The 17974-nt window shown below is 64.5% G+C and carries 20 protein-coding genes and 1 tRNA gene; 15 read left to right on the forward strand and 6 right to left on the reverse strand.

The genetic code is table 11. The annotated features are described in order from the left end of the window. Nucleotides 1-2: 2 nt before the first annotated feature. The 3 genes from prmC to hemA form a co-directional block, all read right to left on the reverse strand. Nucleotides 3-827 carry a peptide chain release factor N(5)-glutamine methyltransferase gene (gene prmC, locus QHC78_RS17275; protein WP_319746734.1) on the reverse strand — a complete coding sequence of 275 codons (825 nt, stop codon included), beginning with the start codon at nt 825-827 and terminating at the stop codon, nt 3-5. Nucleotides 828-832: 5 nt separating this feature from the next. After that, complete coding sequence (gene prfA, locus QHC78_RS17280; protein WP_319746736.1) at nt 833-1912, reverse strand: peptide chain release factor 1; 1080 nt, start codon at nt 1910-1912, stop codon at nt 833-835. 138 nt (nt 1913-2050) lie between these two features. After that, nucleotides 2051-3319 (reverse strand): glutamyl-tRNA reductase, encoded by a 1269-nt coding sequence (hemA, locus tag QHC78_RS17285; protein WP_319746738.1) that lies wholly within the window; start codon nt 3317-3319, stop codon nt 2051-2053. A gap of 141 nt (nt 3320-3460) precedes the next feature. Here hemA and acuR point away from each other — a divergent pair, with 141 nt between their 5' ends. The 7 genes from acuR to QHC78_RS17320 all read left to right on the forward strand — a co-directional run bounded on the left by acuR (nt 3461) and on the right by QHC78_RS17320 (nt 9641). Beyond that, nucleotides 3461-4147, forward strand: coding sequence for an acrylate utilization transcriptional regulator AcuR (acuR, locus tag QHC78_RS17290; protein WP_495886039.1), 687 nt, complete (start codon nt 3461-3463; stop codon nt 4145-4147). Between the two features lie 116 nt (nt 4148-4263). Continuing rightward, nucleotides 4264-5244 (forward strand): acrylyl-CoA reductase (NADPH), encoded by a 981-nt coding sequence (acuI, locus tag QHC78_RS17295; protein ID WP_319746742.1) that lies wholly within the window; start codon nt 4264-4266, stop codon nt 5242-5244. A gap of 10 nt (nt 5245-5254) precedes the next feature. Next, nucleotides 5255-6784 carry an AMP-binding protein gene (locus QHC78_RS17300; RefSeq protein WP_319746744.1) on the forward strand — a complete coding sequence of 510 codons (1530 nt, stop codon included), beginning with the start codon at nt 5255-5257 and terminating at the stop codon, nt 6782-6784. 1 nt (nt 6785) lies between these two features. Beyond that, a complete protein-coding gene (locus QHC78_RS17305; RefSeq protein WP_319746746.1) occupies nt 6786-7955 on the forward strand; it encodes a thiolase family protein in 1170 nt (389 codons plus the stop codon). Beyond that, entirely contained in the window at nt 7952-8365 is a 414-nt protein-coding gene (locus QHC78_RS17310; RefSeq protein WP_319746748.1) for a Zn-ribbon domain-containing OB-fold protein, read from the forward strand. The genes QHC78_RS17305 and QHC78_RS17310 overlap by 4 nt, the downstream gene beginning before the upstream one ends. 39 nt (nt 8366-8404) lie before the next feature. Continuing rightward, entirely contained in the window at nt 8405-9412 is a 1008-nt protein-coding gene (locus tag QHC78_RS17315) for a Bug family tripartite tricarboxylate transporter substrate binding protein (RefSeq protein WP_319746751.1), read from the forward strand. 153 nt (nt 9413-9565) lie between these two features. Then, nucleotides 9566-9641 (forward strand) — tRNA-Phe (locus QHC78_RS17320). 127 nt (nt 9642-9768) lie between these two features. Here QHC78_RS17320 and QHC78_RS17325 read toward each other — a convergent pair. Then, entirely contained in the window at nt 9769-10023 is a 255-nt protein-coding gene (locus QHC78_RS17325) for a helix-turn-helix domain-containing protein (RefSeq protein WP_319746753.1), read from the reverse strand. A gap of 117 nt (nt 10024-10140) precedes the next feature. Between QHC78_RS17325 and QHC78_RS17330 the strand changes: the two genes are divergently transcribed. Then, nucleotides 10141-10671, forward strand: coding sequence for a hypothetical protein (locus QHC78_RS17330; protein ID WP_319746755.1), 531 nt, complete (start codon nt 10141-10143; stop codon nt 10669-10671). Nucleotides 10672-10716: 45 nt separating this feature from the next. Here the strand turns inward: QHC78_RS17330 and QHC78_RS17335 are convergent, their stop codons facing one another. Further along, nucleotides 10717-10950, reverse strand: coding sequence for a hypothetical protein (locus QHC78_RS17335; RefSeq protein ID WP_319746757.1), 234 nt, complete (start codon nt 10948-10950; stop codon nt 10717-10719). Between the two features lie 246 nt (nt 10951-11196). Here QHC78_RS17335 and QHC78_RS17340 point away from each other — a divergent pair, with 246 nt between their 5' ends. The 5 genes from QHC78_RS17340 to QHC78_RS17360 all read left to right on the forward strand — a co-directional run bounded on the left by QHC78_RS17340 (nt 11197) and on the right by QHC78_RS17360 (nt 15896). Further along, complete coding sequence (locus QHC78_RS17340; protein ID WP_319746759.1) at nt 11197-11634, forward strand: hypothetical protein; 438 nt, start codon at nt 11197-11199, stop codon at nt 11632-11634. 314 nt (nt 11635-11948) lie between these two features. Continuing rightward, on the forward strand, nt 11949-12248 hold the full coding sequence (locus QHC78_RS17345; protein ID WP_319746761.1) for a helix-turn-helix domain-containing protein: 300 nt from the start codon (nt 11949-11951) through the stop codon (nt 12246-12248). A gap of 4 nt (nt 12249-12252) precedes the next feature. Continuing rightward, the gene (locus tag QHC78_RS17350) at nt 12253-14595 is read left to right on the forward strand and encodes a bifunctional DNA primase/polymerase (protein WP_319746763.1); all 2343 of its coding nucleotides are present in this window, start codon (nt 12253-12255) and stop codon (nt 14593-14595) included. 547 nt (nt 14596-15142) lie between these two features. After that, the gene (locus tag QHC78_RS17355) at nt 15143-15652 is read left to right on the forward strand and encodes a hypothetical protein (protein ID WP_319746764.1); all 510 of its coding nucleotides are present in this window, start codon (nt 15143-15145) and stop codon (nt 15650-15652) included. Further along, the gene (locus tag QHC78_RS17360; protein ID WP_319746766.1) at nt 15639-15896 is read left to right on the forward strand and encodes a hypothetical protein; all 258 of its coding nucleotides are present in this window, start codon (nt 15639-15641) and stop codon (nt 15894-15896) included. Before QHC78_RS17355 ends, QHC78_RS17360 begins: the two co-directional genes overlap by 14 nt. On the opposite strand, the gene QHC78_RS17365 is transcribed toward QHC78_RS17360, so the two are convergent. Beyond that, nucleotides 15883-16545 carry a hypothetical protein gene (locus QHC78_RS17365; RefSeq protein ID WP_319746768.1) on the reverse strand — a complete coding sequence of 221 codons (663 nt, stop codon included), beginning with the start codon at nt 16543-16545 and terminating at the stop codon, nt 15883-15885. The two genes, QHC78_RS17360 and QHC78_RS17365, sit on opposite strands and share 14 nt — an antisense overlap. A gap of 264 nt (nt 16546-16809) precedes the next feature. On the opposite strand from QHC78_RS17365, the gene QHC78_RS17370 reads away from it, so the two are divergent. Beyond that, on the forward strand, nt 16810-17538 hold the full coding sequence (locus QHC78_RS17370) for a hypothetical protein (protein WP_319746769.1): 729 nt from the start codon (nt 16810-16812) through the stop codon (nt 17536-17538). Beyond that, on the forward strand, nt 17525-17806 hold the full coding sequence (locus tag QHC78_RS17375; RefSeq protein ID WP_319746771.1) for a hypothetical protein: 282 nt from the start codon (nt 17525-17527) through the stop codon (nt 17804-17806). The genes QHC78_RS17370 and QHC78_RS17375 overlap by 14 nt, the downstream gene beginning before the upstream one ends. Nucleotides 17807-17974 lie beyond the last annotated feature (168 nt).

Consider the following 17974-nt stretch of genomic DNA (forward strand, 5'->3'; position numbering starts at 1 on the left):
GATTATAGGTATCCGCCGGAAATCCGCTCGATGCCCGCCAGGTCGCGCCGGCTGCCGACGCCGCAGAGTCCAGCCGCCGTCAGCAAGTCGCGCACCTGCGCCGCCTGGTCCCAGCCGTGCTCGACCCACAAGGCGCCGCCGCGGCGCAGCCACGCCGGCGCGCCCGCCACGATGGCCCGCAACGCCTGCAAGCCGTCCGCGCGATCCGTCAACGCCGTGGCAGGTTCGTAGCGCAGGTCGCCCTGGGATAGGTGGGCGTCATCCGCGGCGATGTAGGGCGGGTTGGATACGATCAGATCATAGATGGGAGCCGCATCGCGATGCTTCAAGGCCTCATACCAGTCGCCCTGGTGCAGCGCGACCGCCGCGCCCAGCCGGTCGGCATTGGCGGCGGCCACGCCCAGGGCGTCCGGGCTCAAGTCGGTGGCCTCGACCCGGGCGTCGGGCCGGGCCAGCGCGATGGCGATGGCAATGGCGCCGCTGCCCGTGCCCAGGTCCAGGACCCGCGGCGCCGGCCGGTCGCGCAAGTCCGCCAGCGCGGTTTCTACCAGCAGTTCCGTTTCCGGGCGAGGAATCAGCACTGCCGGCGTTACCTGGAAAACGTGGCCCATGAACTCGCGCTCCCCCAGCAGGTAGGCCATGGGCTCGCCCCGCAGGCGCCGGCCGGCCCACTCCCGGAAGACCGCGACCCGTTCGTCCGGCAGCGGATCGGCGTCGTGGGCAATAAGCCAGGCACGGTTAACGTCCAGCGCCCGCTCGAGCAACATGCGCGCCTCCAGCCGCGGCAATCCGCAGCCCTCGATCAAGTCGCGCGCGCAGGCCGCCATGGTCTTCAGTCGTCGCCCAGGGCCGCAAGCAGCTCGGCCTGGTGTTCCGAAGCCAGTGCCGAAATCAGCTCGTCCAGGTCGCCATCGAGCACGTTCTGCAGCTTGTACAGGGTAAGGTTGATCCGGTGGTCGGTCACCCGGCCTTGCGGGAAGTTATAGGTACGGATGCGCTCGGACCGGTCGCCCGACCCGACCAGGCTCTTGCGATGCGCCGCTTCCTTGGCCTGGCGCTCGCGCTGCTCCTTGTCCTTGATGCGCGCGGCCAGCACTTTCATGGCCTTGTCGCGGTTGCGATGCTGCGAACGGTCGTCCTGGCATTCGACCACGATGCCCGTCGGCAGGTGGGTAATGCGCACCGCCGAGTCCGTCTTGTTGATGTGCTGCCCGCCCGCGCCGCTGGCCCGGAACGTATCGATGCGCAGTTCGGCGGGGTTGATCTGGACCTCGGCCACCTCGTCCGCCTCGGGCATGATGGCCACCGTGCACGCAGAAGTATGGATGCGACCCTGCGTTTCGGTGGCCGGCACCCGCTGCACGCGGTGGCCGCCCGACTCGAACTTCAGCCGTCCGTAGGCGCCGTCGCCGGCAATGCGCGCGATCACTTCCTTGTAGCCGCCGAGCTCGGACTCGCTCATGGACATGATTTCCACTTGCCAGCGATTGCGCTCGGCATAGCGGGTGTACATGCGCAGCAGGTCCCCGGCGAACAGCGCGCTCTCGTCGCCGCCCGTGCCCGCGCGGATCTCCAGGAACAGACTGCGGCTGTCGTCCGGGTCGCGCGGGAGCAGCAAGATGCGCAGGTCGCTCTCCAGCTCCTCCAGCCTATCCTTGCCCGCGCGCAACTCTTCCTCGGCCATGGCCTTCATGTCCGGATCGTCCAGCATCTGCTGGGCCGTATCCATGTCAGTCTCGGTTGCCACGTATTGCCGGAAGCCATTGGCTACCGGCTCGATCTCAGACCGTTCGCGCGAGAGCTTGCGGAAGGTATCCATGTCGCCGGCGGTTTCGGGCGCCGCCAGCAAGGCGTCAAGTTCGGCGAGGCGTCGAGTCAGCTGCTCGAGCCGGGACCGCATCGATGCTTTCATATCAAAATTTTCCAGAGCGCTGCTTGCAACGCGCTGCGCGCGGATCGATCGAATCGACCCTGGGCACGGCGGGTCCGGCTTTGCCGGTCCGCCAGTGCCGCCCCCTCGACGGGGCGCGCGAAACGCGTAGGGGTGGGCTCAACTTTTTCGCGACGAGAACAGGCGCGGCAACCAGGCCAGCAACTGTTGGCGGTCGGCGCCTTCGCTATGGTTGAGGGCGGACAGCGGGCCATGCAGGTATTTCTGGGTCAGCCCGTGCGCCAATTGTTCCAGGACCTGTTCCGGGGCATCGCCCCGCGCGAGCGCCTTGCGGGCGCGTTCCAGCTCGGCCTGCCGCATGGCGTCGGCCGCCTGATGCAGGTCGCGGATGACCGGCACGATCGTGCGCGTATCCATCCAGTGCATGAAATTCTGGACCCGCGTCTCGATAATCGCCTCGGCCTGCACCACGGCGGCCTTGCGCGCGTCGGACGCGTTCTGGACCAGCCGGCCCAGGTCATCCACCGAATATAGGTAGATGTCGTTCAGCCGGCCCACCTCCGGTTCGATGTCGCGCGGCACGGCGAGGTCGATCATCACCATGGGGCGATGGCGGCGCGTCTTGGTGGCGCGTTCGACCATGCCCAGCCCGAGGATAGGCAGCGAGCTCGCCGTGCTGGACACCACCACGTCGAACTCGGCAAGCTTTTCGGGGAGCTCCGACAGGCGCATGGCGCCAGCCGAGAACTTCGAGGCCAGGCTCTCGGCCCGTTCCACCGTGCGATTGGCCACCACCATCTTCTTGGGATGATGCGCAGCCAGGTGCGTCGCACAGAGCTCGATCATCTCGCCTGCGCCGATCAGCAGCACATTGACTTCGGCCAGGTCGCCGAATACCCGTTCGGCCAGCCGCGCCGCGGCCGCGGCCATCGACACCGACTGCGCGCCGATTGCCGTTTGCGAACGGACTTCCTTGGCCACCGAGAACGTGCGCTGGAACAACTGGTGCAGCAGGGTGCCCATCGCGCCCGCTTCCTCGGCGGCGCGTACCGCGTCCTTCATCTGCCCGAGGATTTGCGGCTCGCCCAGCACCATGGAATCCAGGCCGCTGGCCACGCGGAACGCGTGCCGCACGGCGTCGTGGTGCATGTGGCGATACAGGTGCGGCTGTAGCGACCTGCTGTCGAACTCGCGATACTCTGCCAGCCAGGCCGGCAGGTGCTCGGCCACGGCGGGTTCTGCCGCACAGTAGATTTCCGTGCGGTTACAGGTGGACAGGATGGCCGCTTCCCGCACCGCCCCGCCGAAGGCCGACCGCAGTCCCGCCAGGGCCGGGCGGACCAGCTCCAGCGGCAGCGATACCCGTTCCCGCACCGAGACCGGGGCGGAAACGTGGTTCAAGCCAAAAGTAAGAACGTCGACGGACATGGGCAGAAAAGGCCACGAATGGAGGGCCACCCACCATTATAAGGGCTGGGGAGGGTGGAGGGTGCGACGCGGGGTCGCGTGGGACAGGTGGCGCGTAAACCCTGATTGTCCAGTTAGAGACGACCGGTCTAGTATTGCGCCATGACAACGCATGACCTTTTTTCCCGCCCCGGCGCTGGCGCCGGTCTATCCGAGCCTTCCTCGCCTGCAAAGCCGGGGCGCCGCGGCCGGCGGGCCAGCGGCGCGGCAGTGTCCGACACCCGCATGGCGCTAGTGCGTTGCGGGACCGAGATTCTGACCGAGCAAGGATTCCACGCCACGGGCATCGAAGAGGTGTTGAAGCGGGTAGGCGTCCCTAAGGGTTCGTTCTACCACTACTTCGAAAGCAAGCAGGCCTTCGGCCAAGCCGTTATCGACAACTACGCAGAGTATTTTGCGAAGAAGCTGGATCGGTTGTTTGGCGATACTTCGCGTCCTCCCATCGAGCGATTGAAAGCGTTCGTCGAGGAAGCAACGCGCGCGATGGAGCGCTATCAATTCCAGCGCGGTTGCCTGATCGGCAATATGGGGCAGGAACTGGCAGGCTTGAACGACGATTTCCGCGCCAGGCTCGAGTCAGTGCTGCAGTCATGGCAGGCGCGGGTGGCCGGCGTGCTGGCCCAGGCGCAGGATAGGGGCCAGCTCTCGGCCGACGCGGACGTCAACGCGATCGCGGAGTTTTTCTGGATCGGTTGGGAAGGCGCGATATTGCGGGCCAAGCTGACGCGAAGCGTGGCGCCTCTCGATCGATTTGCAAACTTGTTTTTCGACCGGATTTTGCCTTCGTAGACCTCGCGGCCTAAGAAGGCGCTTGAAGGCAGGGAAGAGCCGCGGATCGCTTTGGCGATCCGAGCGGGGACGTGTTTTGTTTTTTATAGACGACCAGTCTATTACTGGAAGGTGAAATGTTCAAAGCACTGTGGCTGGAAAAAACTGAATCGGGGACGCAGGCTTCGCTGCGCGAATTGGACGATGCCCTGCTGGGCGAAGGAGAGGTAGAGGTACGGGTAGAGTGGTCCACCTTGAACTACAAGGATGCCCTGGCCATTCTGGGGCGCTCGCCCGTGGTCCGGAAATTTCCCATGGTTCCGGGCATCGATTTCGCCGGTACCGTGGAAAGCAGCAGGCACGGCGAGTTTTCGCCGGGCCAGCGGGTGGTGCTCAACGGCTGGGGACACGGCGAGGCCCTGTTTGGCGGGTTGAGTACCAAAGCCCGGGTGCCTGCTGCGCATTTGATCCGCCTGCCTGATTCGCTGACCACTCGCACGGCGATGGCGATCGGGACCGCCGGCTATACGGCCATGCTGTGCGTGTTGGCGCTGGAGCGTCATGGCGTCGAGCCGTCGCAGGGCGATATCCTCGTCACGGGCGCGGGTGGCGGCGTGGGCGGCTTCGCTACGGCCCTGCTGGCGCGCAAAGGGTATCGCGTCGTGGCTTCCACCGGCCGTCCGGAAGAGGCGGACCGGCTCAAGCGCCTGGGGGCGGCGGAAATCCTTCATCGCGATGAGCTTTCCCAGCCAGGCAAGCCCTTGCAGAAAGAGCGATGGGCGGGCGTGATCGACTCGGTTGGCTCTCACACGTTGGCCAACGCCTGCGCGCAGACGCGCTACCGCGGAACGGTGGCCGCCTGCGGCCTGGCGCAGGGCATCGACTTTCCTGCCACCGTCGCCCCGTTCATCTTGCGTGGCGTGACGTTGGCGGGCATCGACAGCGTCATGGCGCCGCCGCCGGAGCGGTCGGCCGCCTGGGCCCGGCTGGCGACCGACCTGGACGCTTCCGTCATCGCCGACATGGCGACCGAAGTGCCCCTTGCCGCAGCCATCGACGGCGCTCGCGACTTGCTGGAAGGCCGCGTTGCCGGCCGACTGCTCGTGCGTGTCGAGTAGGAGATCGACGATGCTTGCGACACTGATAAGTGGCGAGCGCGTGCGCAGCGGGCAAGAGCTGGAGCGTCGTATCAAGCGCGCGGCGGCGGGTATTCGCGCACTGGGGCTCGGCCGCGGCCAGACGATCGCCATCCTGATGCGCAATGACTTCCCTTTCATCGAGATAAGCCTGGCGGCTGAGCGTGCCGGCGTGACGGCCGTACCGATGAACTGGCATGCCTCGGTCGACGAACTGCAGTACATCCTCGAAGACAGCGAAGCCCGCGCAATCTTCGCGCATGCGGACCTGTTCGAACGCGTCAGGGACCGCCTGCCGCGGGCATGCCATGCCGTGGTGGTCGAAGTGCCGGCCGAGCTCGCTGCCAGCCATCGGATCCCCGCCGAGGCGCAACGCGCGCCGGAGGGACTGGCGGAATACGAACAGTGGCTGGTCCATAGCGACGAAGACGTCGCGGACCCTATGCCGCCCGCGTTCCGGCTGCTCTACACGTCAGGCAGCACCGGCAAGCCCAAAGGCGTCGTCCGCGCGCGTGGGTCCGAAGCGCTGACCGAGCAGTTCGCGCGAACAGGACGACTGGCGCACGGGCTCGAGATACGCCCCATTCGCGCCGTGATGACGGGGCCCCTGTACCACTCCGCACCGCATACGTATGCCGCCAATTGCGTCCGCCATGGCGAACTGCTGGTGTTGCAGCCCAAGTTCGATGCCGGAGAACTGCTCGATCTTATCCAGAGGCATCGCATTTCCCATCTCCACGCGGTGCCGACCATGTTCAAGCGATTGCTGAGCCTGCCCGAAGAGAGGAAAGCGTCTTTCGATCCTTCGTCGCTGCGCGCGGTCGCGCACGGTTCGGCGCTGTGCCCGGTGGATATCAAGCGGGCAATGATCGAATGGTGGGGGCCGGTGTTCATGGAGTACTACGCGGCCACGGAAACCGGCATCATCACTGCTTGCACATCGGAGCAATGGTTGGCTCATCCCGGGTCGGTAGGCGTGCCGCCAGGGGGCGTCCAACTGAAGATCGTGGCGGATTCGGGCGAGCCGCTCGGACCGGGCGAAACCGGCGAGATCATGGTGCTGAGCGACGTCGCCCCTCTGGTGTCTTACCGCAATCAACCGGAAGCGAACAGCGAGCTCAAGCGCGGCGAATGGGTCACGCTGGGCGACATCGGCTATCGCGATGCCGATGGTTTCCTGTGGATCTGCGACCGGAAGAAGGACATGGTGATCTCCGGGGGGGTGAATATATTCCCCGCCGAAGTGGAGGAGTGCCTGATCGCCCATCCGGAAGTGCGGGACGGAATCGTTTTCGGCATACCCGATCCGGACCTGGGCGAAGCCATCGCAGCGGTCGTGGAACCGCGGCATCCCGGCGCAGTTGGCCAAGAAGAGCTGCGGGAGCATGTCCGCACCCGCCTGGGGACCCTGCGAACACCGAAACAGATCCATCTCGTCGAACAGTTGCCGCGCGAAGACAGCGGCAAGCTGGCACGGCGGAAGATGCGCGCCGCGTTTCTTGCGGCAGGACCGGCGGAGTGAGATGAGCATGGACGCCGGGATCTACATCGTCGGCTATGCCGAAACGCCCGTTGTCCACGCGTCGGGGCGCAGTGCATACGAGCTGGCGGGAGAGGCATTCGCACAGTTGCTTCAACGCACCGGCTTCGACAAAAACCGCATAGACGGCTTTTGTGCGACGGCTGCACTGAGCGAGGCCACCAATCCCTTCCACACCGCATATCTTGCCGAGATCCTCGGTCTCGAGGTGGATTGGCTGCAGACGAGCAGTATGGGCGGGTCATCGTTCCTGTCGGGGGTGGCTGCCGCTGCGCATGCCATTCGGGCCGGCCAGTGCTCCGCCGCAATGGTATTGGGCGCCGATGCGCCGAGTACCGAAAACTCGTCGGAATACCGCGGCTATCGGGCGGAGTTCCAGAATCCTACCGGCCTGGTCCGTCCGCTGGGGGCGTTCGGGCTGCTGCAGAACATCTACCAAAGCCGACATGGCGATCCCGGTGAAGCGCTGGCGCGCATCGTCGTGACGCAGCGCCGGAACGCATTGTTGAACGAGCACGCCTGTACCAAGCTCAAGCGTCCGCTCACCGTTGACGATTACCGGCACGCCCGCCTGGTCTCCGATCCGCTGCGTTTGTTGGATTCCGTGATGTTCTGCGACGGCGCCAATGCCATCCTGATGATGGACGAGCGCACGGCCAACCGGCATGGCTTCGTCAAAGGGGTGCGCATCGCCTCATATGCAGAACGCACGAATCACCGGGCCACGGATCCGACTCCCGATCCGCTCAGCACAGGCTTTGAAATAGCCGGGCCACGTGCGCTGAGCCAGGCGGGTCTGCGTACTGGCGATCTGGACATGCTGCAGCTGTATGACGACTTTTCCATCGCGCTGCTGCTGCAGCTCGAACAAATCGGCTTTTGCGCCGAAGGCCAGGGGGCGGATTTCGTCATGTCGCACGACTTCGGACCGCAGGGGGATTTGCCGATCAACACCGGCGGCGGGCAATTGTCCGTCGGCCAGCCGGGCCTGGCCGCCGGCGGATTGTCCTTGGTGGAGGCGGTCAGGCAGATGTACGGCGAAGCCGGTTCGCTGCAAGTTTCCGGAGTCTCCAACTGCCTCGTTACCGGGATCGGCGGCATACCGCATGCGCGCAACTGGATGATGAGCAACGCGATGGTGCTAGTGAAATGACCGCTGCCGCAATAGACAGGCCAGGCCGGGGCTACCGCTACTTCGACACCTCGCCTTATTGGGATGGGCTGGAATCCGGGCGGCTCGTCCTGCAGTACTGCTGCGACACCGGCCGGTTCCAGCATTTCCCCCGACCCGTCAGCGTTTACACCGGCTCGCGCAATCTGGCGTGGCGAGAGGTCTCCGGAAGCGCAACGCTGACCGCATGGACAGTTGCGCGCACGGTGGCGCCGGCGGGTACGCAAGAACCGCTGGTGCAGGCATTGGTGGATCTGGACGAACGGGTACGAATGCTCGTTCTTCTAGCCAGCGTTACCCATTCGGACCTACGCGCGGGCCAACGCCTGCGCGTCCGCCGGGACCTGATGGCAGAGCGTCCAAGGGTTCCGATCTTCTCGCTGGATCGTTGAGCCAGCGCAACCAGAACACGACAAGGAACAGGAGACAACATGGAAGCAAGAACTTCCGTCGACAGGAATCGGCGGCGTGCCGTACTTGGAATTACCGGGCTGGCCACCGGTTTGCTGCCTGGCTGGGGCAACGCGGCTTCGGCCCACGACTACCCGTCACGCGCCATCAGGCTCATCAATCCATACGCCGTGGGCTCGCCGGTCGACGTTGTCGCGCGCATCATCGCCCAAAAGCTCGACGCCGCTTGGAAACAGCCCGCCGTGGTCGAAAGCCGAACCGGAGCCGGAGGCACTGTCGGCGCAGCGTTTGTCGCCAAGTCTGCCGCCGACGGTTACACCCTGCTGGTCAGCGTGCCGACGCCGCTGACGGTCGCCCCTTGGTTGTTCAACAAGCTACCCTACGATCCCAAAACCGATCTCGTGCCGGTGTGGGGGGTGCTGTCCGGGGGATTGGCGCTGGTCGTACGCAAGGACTTTCCTGCGAACAATCTGGAAGAGTTCATTGCCTACGTCAAGGCCCATCCCAACGAAGTCCGGTGCGGTTCGGCCGGCATAGCCAGCCCGCAGCATCTGGCGGCCGAGCTTTTCATGTCGCGTACCGGAACCCGGATGATTCATGTCCCCTACCAGGGTGCCGTGCCGGCAATGACTGAACTGATCGGAGGCACGCTGGACGTGATGTACGACGCAATCGGGCATGTGACGCCCTATGTGCGTTCCGGCAAGATCAAGGCGTTGGCCATGCTGCGTCCCAAACGTTCGCCCTCCCTGCCAGACCTGCCTACCGGTGCCGAACAAGGGCTGACCGGCGTCGAGCCCCCTGGCTCCGTGGGCATCTACGCCCCGCGCGGCACGCCGGCCGAGATTCTGCAACGGCTGGAAGCGACCGTAGCGAAAGGGATGGACGACCAGGAAACCAAGCAGAAGCTGCTCGACATGGGAATGACCATCGACTATGTGCAGGGCAAGGAATTCGCCGACCTGATCGTCCGCGAACGGGAGCTTTTCGGGGACATCATCAAGGCCGCCGGCATTTCTCCGCAGTAGCAGGAAATCCGAGGCCATCCGCGTGCCAGGGCCCTTCTGGCGCCGGAAGGCCCGGGGAGCCGCCCCTTGCAAGGCCAAAAAAAAGTATGTAATATCCTGCGTTCTCTGCTGCTGGTGAACGTTGCGTTGTGCAGCAGCGGTGCAGAAGTACACGGCCTGGTAGCTCAGTTGGTAGAGCAGCGGATTGAAAATCCGCGTGTCGGTGGTTCGATTCCGCCCCAGGCCACCAGAATTCTGCAAGCAGATCAACGCCTTAGGCACCAAGCGGCCTAGGGCGTTTTTCTTTTCCGGCACGCTCAAACACGAAACCGACACGGTGCTGCGCGCCCACGTCGTGAGTTGGCTGCTGCGCCCATCTACTTGCGCTGACGCAGGTACTCCTTCTCCGTCTCCCGCACCAAGTCCGCAGCGGACACCCCGAGTGCCTGGCCGATACCTATCAAGGTCGTGATCGTCGGCTGCCTGATGCCTCGTTCGAGGCGCGACACGAACGTCCGGTCAACGCCCGCCTGAAAGGCGAGCTCCTCCTGGGACACGTTCTGCTCCGACCTGTGCCGTCGTAGAACCTCCCCGAATATCTGCCCGATGTCCGCAATCTCCGCCCTCGCCATGTGCGAAAGACTGCTTTTCTTGTAGCCTATAGTCCACGGCCTATAGGCACGGTGCCCATAGGCACATGAGGCGCAAAGCCAATAAAGACGCCGCCCACGACATCGCAAGGAGCACAAATGACAAGAACGCCCCGCAAGCTCGCCCTCGCATCGATCCTCGCCCTGGCCGCACTCGCCGGCTGCTCCACGACCTCAGGCACCGGCCCCAGGGTCAGCCAGAGCGGCTTCGACGGCGCCCGCATCGTCACCATCAACCCGCACGGCAACGCCTGCAAGTCGATGACCTGCACGGGCCTGGGCGCGCAGTGGAGCTCGAAGAACCCGACCGAGTCGGTCCTGGTCGTCAGCCTGTTCAATGAAGTGAAGGCGATCGTCGGCGCGCAGATCAACATCGACGGGAAGGTCTACGACCTGTCCAACGCGCAGCCCTTCACAAACTTCAGCGACTTCGGCGCGGCGACCAAGGAGTCGCGCAAAGGCTTCATCGTGCCGACCGATCTGATCCGCAAGATCGCGGCATCGCAGCGAACGTGGCTGCGGGTGACGACCACGGCGGGCAACTTCGAGGATGCCGTGGTCGATGGGCAGGCGGACAGCAAGGCGTTCCACGCTCTCAGGCGGTTCCTGGCGTCGGTAGATCAGGACTAAGGCCCTTTACTAAAGAAGACGATCAATACCGATGCACTGGCAAGGCTATTTTCTTGATGTGCTCGTCGCTAGACGTTGCATCGCATCCTGGATGTTATTCAGCAAGCGATCAAAGCGTTCCACATCAGAGAACTGATCTTCTGTAGCCTCTCTCGATTCGAACTCAGGGGACTCGAATGTCAATCTTTTTCCATAGTCGGTGACACGCACCGTGCATCGGCCCTGGAAGAATTTATTTGCTTTGGTGGCAGCTTGATCGGCGGTTTGCGTCTTTCTCATTTGGGCTCCTAGCCTATGAAATGCTCCGTGAAGAATCTCGCTATTGCTGCATCACTGTACTGCCTTGGAAAGCATAGAGTCGTGAGGGCATTTACACGTCAATAATCATTCGAGGGCCGTTGTCATTCGCCCACCGTCCGCAAACGATGGCAGACTGCCCTTGCAGGAAACTCGACACTCTCTCCTGTCGTGCGACGGCTGGGGGACGCCCCGGCGCCCACCAACCAACTCCCCAGGAGAGAAAGAATGACCACCCCGAACATCCTCGACAGCATCACCAACTTCGGCGACGAAATGACGACCACCGATGGCGTGCGTGCCGCGGCCGCGTGGTTTGCGATGACCGAGCCCGACGCGGACTACGCTCTGGACGACGAGGAAGCCCCCTACAAGCTGCGCGCCGTCGTCGGTGAGCGGATCGGCTGGGATGCCGCGCAGGCGGGCCTGGACCCCGAGGGCGACATCCCGCGCTACGTTGACTACATGCGCCTGCGCGATGCGTATGGCCACGCCTGGCCCTTCGCTTCGATGGAGCGGCATCTGGCCGGCTCGATGGAACTGGACGGCACGTCGCTGAAGCCGGCCCTCGTCGTCGGTACGTGGACCATGGCTGTTGCACGCTACGTGGAAGCCCGCGCGGCACACGAGGAGCAGCAGGAGGAAGCGCTCGAAGTAGCCGCCTAATAACAGCCGCACGGTCTCACCAGGCAGACCGTGCGGCGTTCGGGCAGTCCGGCCCTGATGCTGAGCCGCCGATCCATAAACGAGCCTTCGGGGCTCGTCTGGACAAAATAAAAACGCTGGTATCTGCGTCCGGCTATCTGGGGCAATATTTGACCTGTCGGCGCCACCAGCCGCCGACGTTCGGCTTTCGGTGGCCCAAACAGCCGAGGCCAGCCCTGGCGTGACGATCGGGGCAGCCCATCTCTGCGACGCACAGCAGGCACAGTCACCCCGTGGCATCCGCTGCGGTGGTCACTTCCGCCTGGAGCGCATAGATGCCCGCCTACGAACCACCCCACATCGCGAAAGAGCGGCTTGATGAGCTGCATACCCTTCACGACGACGCCCTCGCCACCGCCCAGGAGGCCGCAGCCTTCCTCCGCCTCAAGTACGGGACACTCGCGTGGTACCGCTGCCAGGGCGGGGGCCCCAAGTTCACCCGCATCGGCCCGAAACTGATCCGCTACCGCATGGGCGACCTGCGCGAGTACGCCAAGGGCCAGCCGATGGGCGAAGGCGTCCGCAAGGCCGGCGCCGCGATGCTCGCCGCCCGCACCGCCAACGCGGAGGGCTGAAACCATGGACGCAAAAGAAGACGCCCACGGCGGACAAGACCGTGGGCGCGAGGTGTCGCCCCAGGAGAAAGGGCTGAGCAAGCATGAACGCATCAATCATGCCGCCGTCACCCTCCGCGATACGCCGTCGTTTGAGGACGCCGAGTTCCTGGCCCGCGCAGGCTACGAGCTGATCCCCCTGCGCAGCGGCAGCAAGGCCCCGCGCGACAAGGACTGGCCGCGCCGCACCTATGACACCACGCAGGTCATCGCCGAGGCGCGCCGCCGCGAGGGCAATCTGGGTGTGCGCCTGCGGCCGACCGACCTCGTCATCGACGTGGACCCGCGCAACGGCGGCGACGAGTCCGTCGCGAGGCTTGCCGCCGATCTGGGCCTGGATCTGGATGCCTTCCCGCACGTCACCACGGGCGGCGGTGGCCACCACTACTACCTGCGCAAGCCTGCCGATGTTCCCACCGTCGGTGGGATCTCGGCCTACCGCGGCATCGACTTCAAGACCGTAGGTGGCCAGGTGGTCGCGCCCGGCGCCGTGCACCCCGACACGGGCAGGCGCTACGTGTCGGCCTTCTGGCTGCTCGGGCCGAACGAGACGCCGCAGGTACCGGATGCCTTGCTCGACCTGCTGCGCATCCGCCGCCTGGACAGGCCGGAGGGATACGGGCACGACCGCTGGGGCGAGATCACGCCCGAGGTGCTCGCGGCCAACCTGGAGATGCTGGACCCCGACGACTTCGACGCCCACGACGACTGGTTGACCCTGATGATGGCCTGCCACCACGCCACGGCGGGCGAGGGGCGGCAGGAGTTCATCGACTGGTCCACCGAGGGCGCGGGCTACGAGGACCACGCCGAGGTCATCGGCAAGCGGTGGGACTCGCTGCACGCCACTGCGTCGCGCGGCGGCAGGCCGGTCACTGTGGCGCACCTGTTCGGCCTCATCATCGAGCGGGGCAAGGCGCCGATCGACCGCGCCGCCGCGGGCGACGACTTCGAGACCGCAGACAGCGGCGAGCCCGCAGCGGGGCGCAAGCGCGGCAGGAAGCGCCAACCCGCGAACACCGCCGACCTGGACGCGCTGAAGTCGGCCTGGGTGTGGGTGGGTGACGCCTCCGTCTTCATCCGCCGCCACGACCTCAAGCGCTACAAGCCCGAGCAGTGGAAGTCGATGTTCGCGCACCTGTGGGAGGGCGGCGACATCCTGTCCAAGGTCTGGAAGAGCAGCGGCTTCGTGCCCAAGTTCGAGTCGCTGACCTACCTGCCTCAGGCCGCCGAGACGCCCGACGGCGAGGACGGCGGCAGGTACAACCTGTGGCGCCCCAGTGGCATCAACCCCGTGCCGGGCGACGTGTCGTGGTTCCTCGATCACATGGCCTACATCGTGCCGGACGAGAGGGAGCGCGGGCTGATCCTGGACTACCTCGCCCACCTCGTGCAGCACCCCGACGAGAAGATCCACTTCGCGCTGCTGCTGCAGGGCGTCGAGGGCACAGGAAAGAGCGCCATCGGCGAGGTCATGCGGCGCATCATCGGTGACGCGAACGTGGCCGAGCCCAAGAACGACGAGCTGCTCGAGAAGTGGACCGGGTGGCAGGAGCGCGCCCAGCTCGCGATCGTCTCCGAGCTCATGACACTGGGCCGCATGGAGGTGGCCAACCGGCTCAAGCCGGTCATCACGGACCCGAAGCTGCGCATCGAGGAGAAGTTCCAGGTCACCTACACGATCGACAACCACCTGAACCTGATCTGCTTCACCAACCACCGGGACGCGATCAAGCTCTCGTCGGGAGACCGCCGCTGGTTCGTGGTGTTCTCGCCGGCCAGGCCCCGCGATGGCGACTACTACGAAGGACTCTTCGAGCGCATCCACGGCGACGGCCCAGCCCACGTGGCGCACTGGCTCATGCATCGCGACCTCTCGGGCTTCAACGCGAAGGGCCGCGCCCCGACTACCTCGGCCAAGGGCGAGATGCTCACGCTGACGATGGGGGAAGTCGAGAACCACCTGCACGAGCTGCTGCGCGATGGCGTCGCGCCCTTCGACTTTGACCTCGTCACCATCGAGGACGTGGAGGATGCCATCCCCGAGTCGATACGTCGGGAGACGAAGCGCCTGCGCACGATCGTCAGGAAGTTCCTGATCGAGGTGGCCGAGGCCGAGCAGCACTCGCGCAACACCAACAGCCGGGGCCGCGCCGCATCGCTGCCGAACGCCCAGCTCTGGTCCATCCGCAACCACGGCCACTGGGGCAAGGTAGGCGCGACCGAGCGCATCCTGGCCCACGCCGCGCACATGGGTCTGACGGAGCAGGACCTGATCGACATGGAGGAAATTCGCAGCCGCCGCTAGCTCCAGGTAAGGCAGAAGCGACACGGTAAGTCAGCAACTATTCGAGGGGGCCACGCTGCCCCCTCGATCTTTTTCGTCGTCGTGGGGACTCTCAAGACCAAGCGGGGCGCTGACAAGGCGTATTAAGTCGTCAGCCGCCGTCTTGGCCGAAAGCCTTGTCCGGCAAGCGTTTAGGATGCTCTAAGACATTAAGACAGCTACTTCTGAGAAATAGTCAGGTAGAGAAGTAAAGCGAGATTCACGGTGCGGTCGGCGTGCTCGATGCACGTCGTGCCGTAACTTAGAAAAGTGCTCGACTTGCCTTACTTGCTGTCTTGCCCCGCGAACAAGCAAAACCCTGGCCGAGCATGACGGGCGATTCGGCGCCCGACCTCGCACATCCTCATCCTCGCGCGCGAGCCGAGAACCTGGGCCTGTCCTGCCCGCCAATCGGCAGGCAGCGCGCCGCTCGATCCCAAGCCCCTGATCCGCATGGAATAACGATGGCGTCCCGCGTGTGCATGACACGGCACGATCACGCAGAACACCATTTTTCAGGAGCGCCGACGTGGCAGCCAAGAAATTCACGCGGGCGGCCCAGGACCGATTCATCCAGGTCCTCGAGGACACCTGCTCGCCCAAGGACGCAGCTGCCGCCGTCGGCATCAGCCGCCGCCTGGCGTTCGACTACAAGCAGAAGGACACCGAGTTCCGTGCCCGGTGGGAGAAGGCCATCGAGATCGCGCTCGACGCCCTACTGGACGAGGCATACCGCCGTGCAGCCCTGGGCGTGGACGAGCCCGTCATCCACGGCGGCAAGGTCTCCATGGCGACCGACCCCGAGACGGGGGAGGAGCGGCCGCTCACTGTCCGCAAGCACAGCGACCGCCTACTGGAGGTGCTACTCAAGTTCAGGTACGGCGACCAGATGGCGGATCGCCTGCGGGTCAAGGTCGAAGAGAGCAGCGGCCTGGACGCTGCGGCGCTGCTCAAGATGCCGAGCGAGGACCGCAAGGCGCTGACGGCACTCCTGGCGAAGTACGAGTCGAACAAGGAGCGCGAAGATGGCGGAGCCTAGGAAGCTGACCGTGGCCGAAGCCCTGGAGCACGCCGAGCTGATCGAGGGCGCGCTCGACAGGTTCGAGGAGACGGCGCCGCACGCAGTGAAGGCCCTGGGCGGCCGCGACGTCCTCGCTGCGTGCTCGGAGATGACGTGCATCGGCCCTGTGCCCCGGCTCGACCAGGAGACCTGGGCCGCCATGTCCAGGGAGTTCCAGGAGCAGCGCGATTGGGAAGCTCGGGAGGCCGCTAATGGCCTGTAGCTCCAGGTCGGTGTTGCGTTGAAAACTCTTCAAGCCAAGTGAAGCAGTCCTTATAGAACTGAGTGAAATCCCCCACCATCGATGACAGCGGTGCGTCGAAGAACTGGACTCCCGACTCTAGTTTGTTGTAGTCCAGGGCAAGCGCATAAGCAACAGGTTCATCGCGTCCTATGAGGTTGATGTCTGTTTGAACGAATGAGTGCTTGTAGGCATTGGAAATTTCATTCAACAGACGGAGCATGCTTAGATGGGAATCGTATAGTGGCAATCGCTTCGGGGCATTTTTCTCTGCGAGCAAAAATCCAATGCAGTCCACCTGAATCCTCTTCGGGTAATCGCCTTCGGCTTTCCAGTCTGATAGACACGAGATCAGGGCAATAAGATCATCAGCTGCACGCCTCATCAAGTAGATCGCCTGCTCGATTGCATAGTGATGCCTCTCTGCCGCATTAGGGTGAAGCACTGGGCTGATTGCTATCGCCCAAAAGCATTCGACTTCTGCTAGCCGCCGATTCGCCTCATCAATCCGACCAATCAGCTTCATCAGTTTCAGGGTCAGGTTGCCATAGGGGGTATTGGGGGGAAGCCAGAAAGACATACAGGCGGTGTGAAAGTCGTCCGGCTGTTTGCCATTGTCGATTTGCAACATATCTTCATCCTAGGACTGGTGTAACTGGGAAATAGTAGCCACTGATTCGTTGTTCGCGGGTCAAGCACTCATAAAGCCATGATCGGCAAGGGATAGTGGCGCGGTTAGCATCGGGGGCAACACAGCCTGACAACGATGGCGTCATGCGGCAAGCCTGCACGACACATTGACGGCATCCGGTCGCGCATTGGCGTGCGGCCCTCCCGGCAGGCGTCGGGCTCGCACATGCGGCCGGAGGAACCAAGACCTCCCAGGAGCCGCAGCATGAAGATCACCCTCACCGACACGCCCCTGCTGACCACCCAGCAGATCGGCGAACTGGCGTCGAGCCTCGACGCCATCCACACCCGCGTCATCAAGGCCATCGAGCGCCTGAACAAGGACGTGGCCGCCAAGAAGGCCGAGATTGCCTCCCGCTGGAAGAACTCCTCAGGCTTCTCCGGCGCCGACGTGGCGCGCTTCACGCAGACCGAGACCCTGTCCGCCATCGGGCAGATCAAGGACAACAGCCGCGCCGAACTCGACGGCCTGCTCAAGCAGGCGGGCGCACCCCACGCCCAGCTCGTCGCGCAGCGCCCGTTCTACGACAACCCCGCCAAGGTCCTGGCACGCGCCGCCCTCGGCGATCCCAAGCGCACCGAGTACCTCCAGCAGCTCCAGTACGCAGGTCCCGCCGAGCTCGGCCACATGGCTCAGGTCGCGGTCGGCACCAAGAGCGTGGCCCTGGCCTCGGCCGTCCTCTCACTCATCGACCGGATGCCCAGCAAGGATCGCCCCGTCGGCCCGACCGAGCTCGCCGTCGCCATGAAGCTGGAGGACTACGAGAAGGTCCGCGAGTACATCAAGCTTGGCGATGCACGCCTCCAGGGCATCCTGGTCGCCGTCCGCACCTGGCAGTCGGGCCGCTCCAACCCGCTCAACACTGTGTCGCTGGCCATGCGTGAGCAGGAAATCGACCATGCCCTGATCGGTGGCGGCGATGGCGACGCATAAGCTCCCCGTCTATCCGGCAGACCACCCGGTGGCCCTGGCGTTGCGCGCGATGTTCAGCGCCCTCGAAACCGAACACAGTCTGCTTGAAGCCCTGGCCGATACGGCGGAGCGCGTGGGCGTTCCCTTCGGTTCGGAGCGCTTCGATGAAGCCGCCGCGATGGCGGGCATCCCCTACAGCCGCTCCCTCGACCTCTATCTCGACCGGCAGACCCAGCGCGAGGCTGAAGCTCTGCCGTTCCACCTGGCCCACATGGCGTTGCTGCACTGACGCTGTTCGTGCTGTGTCCAAGGGACGACCCGTGATGAGTCGTTCCCTTTAGTCTCAAGACCTTAGGGGCGGCTCCCCTTCTGACGAGATGTTGGTGGGCTTGGCCAATGCCCAAAGAAGCGGGGCTGTCGTAAAGACAGCCCCGCTTAAGTCATCTTACTTGGATCT

The sequence above is a fragment of the Pigmentiphaga sp. genome (assembly GCF_033795525.1).
GTDB lineage: Bacteria > Pseudomonadota > Gammaproteobacteria > Burkholderiales > Burkholderiaceae_B > Pigmentiphaga.

What these genes read in the sequence shown, in the direction of transcription:
- prfA (WP_319746736.1), bottom strand. Translation starts at nt 1,912, where the DNA reads ATGAAAGCATCGATGCGGTCCCGGCTCGAGCAGCTGACTCGACGCCTC.
- QHC78_RS17360 (WP_319746766.1), top strand. Translation starts at nt 15,639, where the DNA reads ATGGCGGAGCCTAGGAAGCTGACCGTGGCCGAAGCCCTGGAGCACGCC.
- acuI (WP_319746742.1), top strand. Translation starts at nt 4,264, where the DNA reads ATGTTCAAAGCACTGTGGCTGGAAAAAACTGAATCGGGGACGCAGGCT.
- QHC78_RS17335 (WP_319746757.1), bottom strand. Translation starts at nt 10,950, where the DNA reads ATGAGAAAGACGCAAACCGCCGATCAAGCTGCCACCAAAGCAAATAAA.
- QHC78_RS17310 (WP_319746748.1), top strand. Translation starts at nt 7,952, where the DNA reads ATGACCGCTGCCGCAATAGACAGGCCAGGCCGGGGCTACCGCTACTTC.
- hemA (WP_319746738.1), bottom strand. Translation starts at nt 3,319, where the DNA reads ATGTCCGTCGACGTTCTTACTTTTGGCTTGAACCACGTTTCCGCCCCG.
- QHC78_RS17370 (WP_319746769.1), top strand. Translation starts at nt 16,810, where the DNA reads ATGAAGATCACCCTCACCGACACGCCCCTGCTGACCACCCAGCAGATC.
- QHC78_RS17330 (WP_319746755.1), top strand. Translation starts at nt 10,141, where the DNA reads ATGACAAGAACGCCCCGCAAGCTCGCCCTCGCATCGATCCTCGCCCTG.
- QHC78_RS17340 (WP_319746759.1), top strand. Translation starts at nt 11,197, where the DNA reads ATGACCACCCCGAACATCCTCGACAGCATCACCAACTTCGGCGACGAA.
- QHC78_RS17300 (WP_319746744.1), top strand. Translation starts at nt 5,255, where the DNA reads ATGCTTGCGACACTGATAAGTGGCGAGCGCGTGCGCAGCGGGCAAGAG.
- QHC78_RS17325 (WP_319746753.1), bottom strand. Translation starts at nt 10,023, where the DNA reads ATGGCGAGGGCGGAGATTGCGGACATCGGGCAGATATTCGGGGAGGTT.
- QHC78_RS17375 (WP_319746771.1), top strand. Translation starts at nt 17,525, where the DNA reads ATGGCGACGCATAAGCTCCCCGTCTATCCGGCAGACCACCCGGTGGCC.
- QHC78_RS17305 (WP_319746746.1), top strand. Translation starts at nt 6,786, where the DNA reads ATGAGCATGGACGCCGGGATCTACATCGTCGGCTATGCCGAAACGCCC.
- acuR (WP_495886039.1), top strand. Translation starts at nt 3,461, where the DNA reads ATGACAACGCATGACCTTTTTTCCCGCCCCGGCGCTGGCGCCGGTCTA.
- QHC78_RS17345 (WP_319746761.1), top strand. Translation starts at nt 11,949, where the DNA reads ATGCCCGCCTACGAACCACCCCACATCGCGAAAGAGCGGCTTGATGAG.
- QHC78_RS17315 (WP_319746751.1), top strand. Translation starts at nt 8,405, where the DNA reads ATGGAAGCAAGAACTTCCGTCGACAGGAATCGGCGGCGTGCCGTACTT.
- prmC (WP_319746734.1), bottom strand. Translation starts at nt 827, where the DNA reads ATGGCGGCCTGCGCGCGCGACTTGATCGAGGGCTGCGGATTGCCGCGG.
- QHC78_RS17365 (WP_319746768.1), bottom strand. Translation starts at nt 16,545, where the DNA reads ATGTTGCAAATCGACAATGGCAAACAGCCGGACGACTTTCACACCGCC.
- QHC78_RS17350 (WP_319746763.1), top strand. Translation starts at nt 12,253, where the DNA reads ATGGACGCAAAAGAAGACGCCCACGGCGGACAAGACCGTGGGCGCGAG.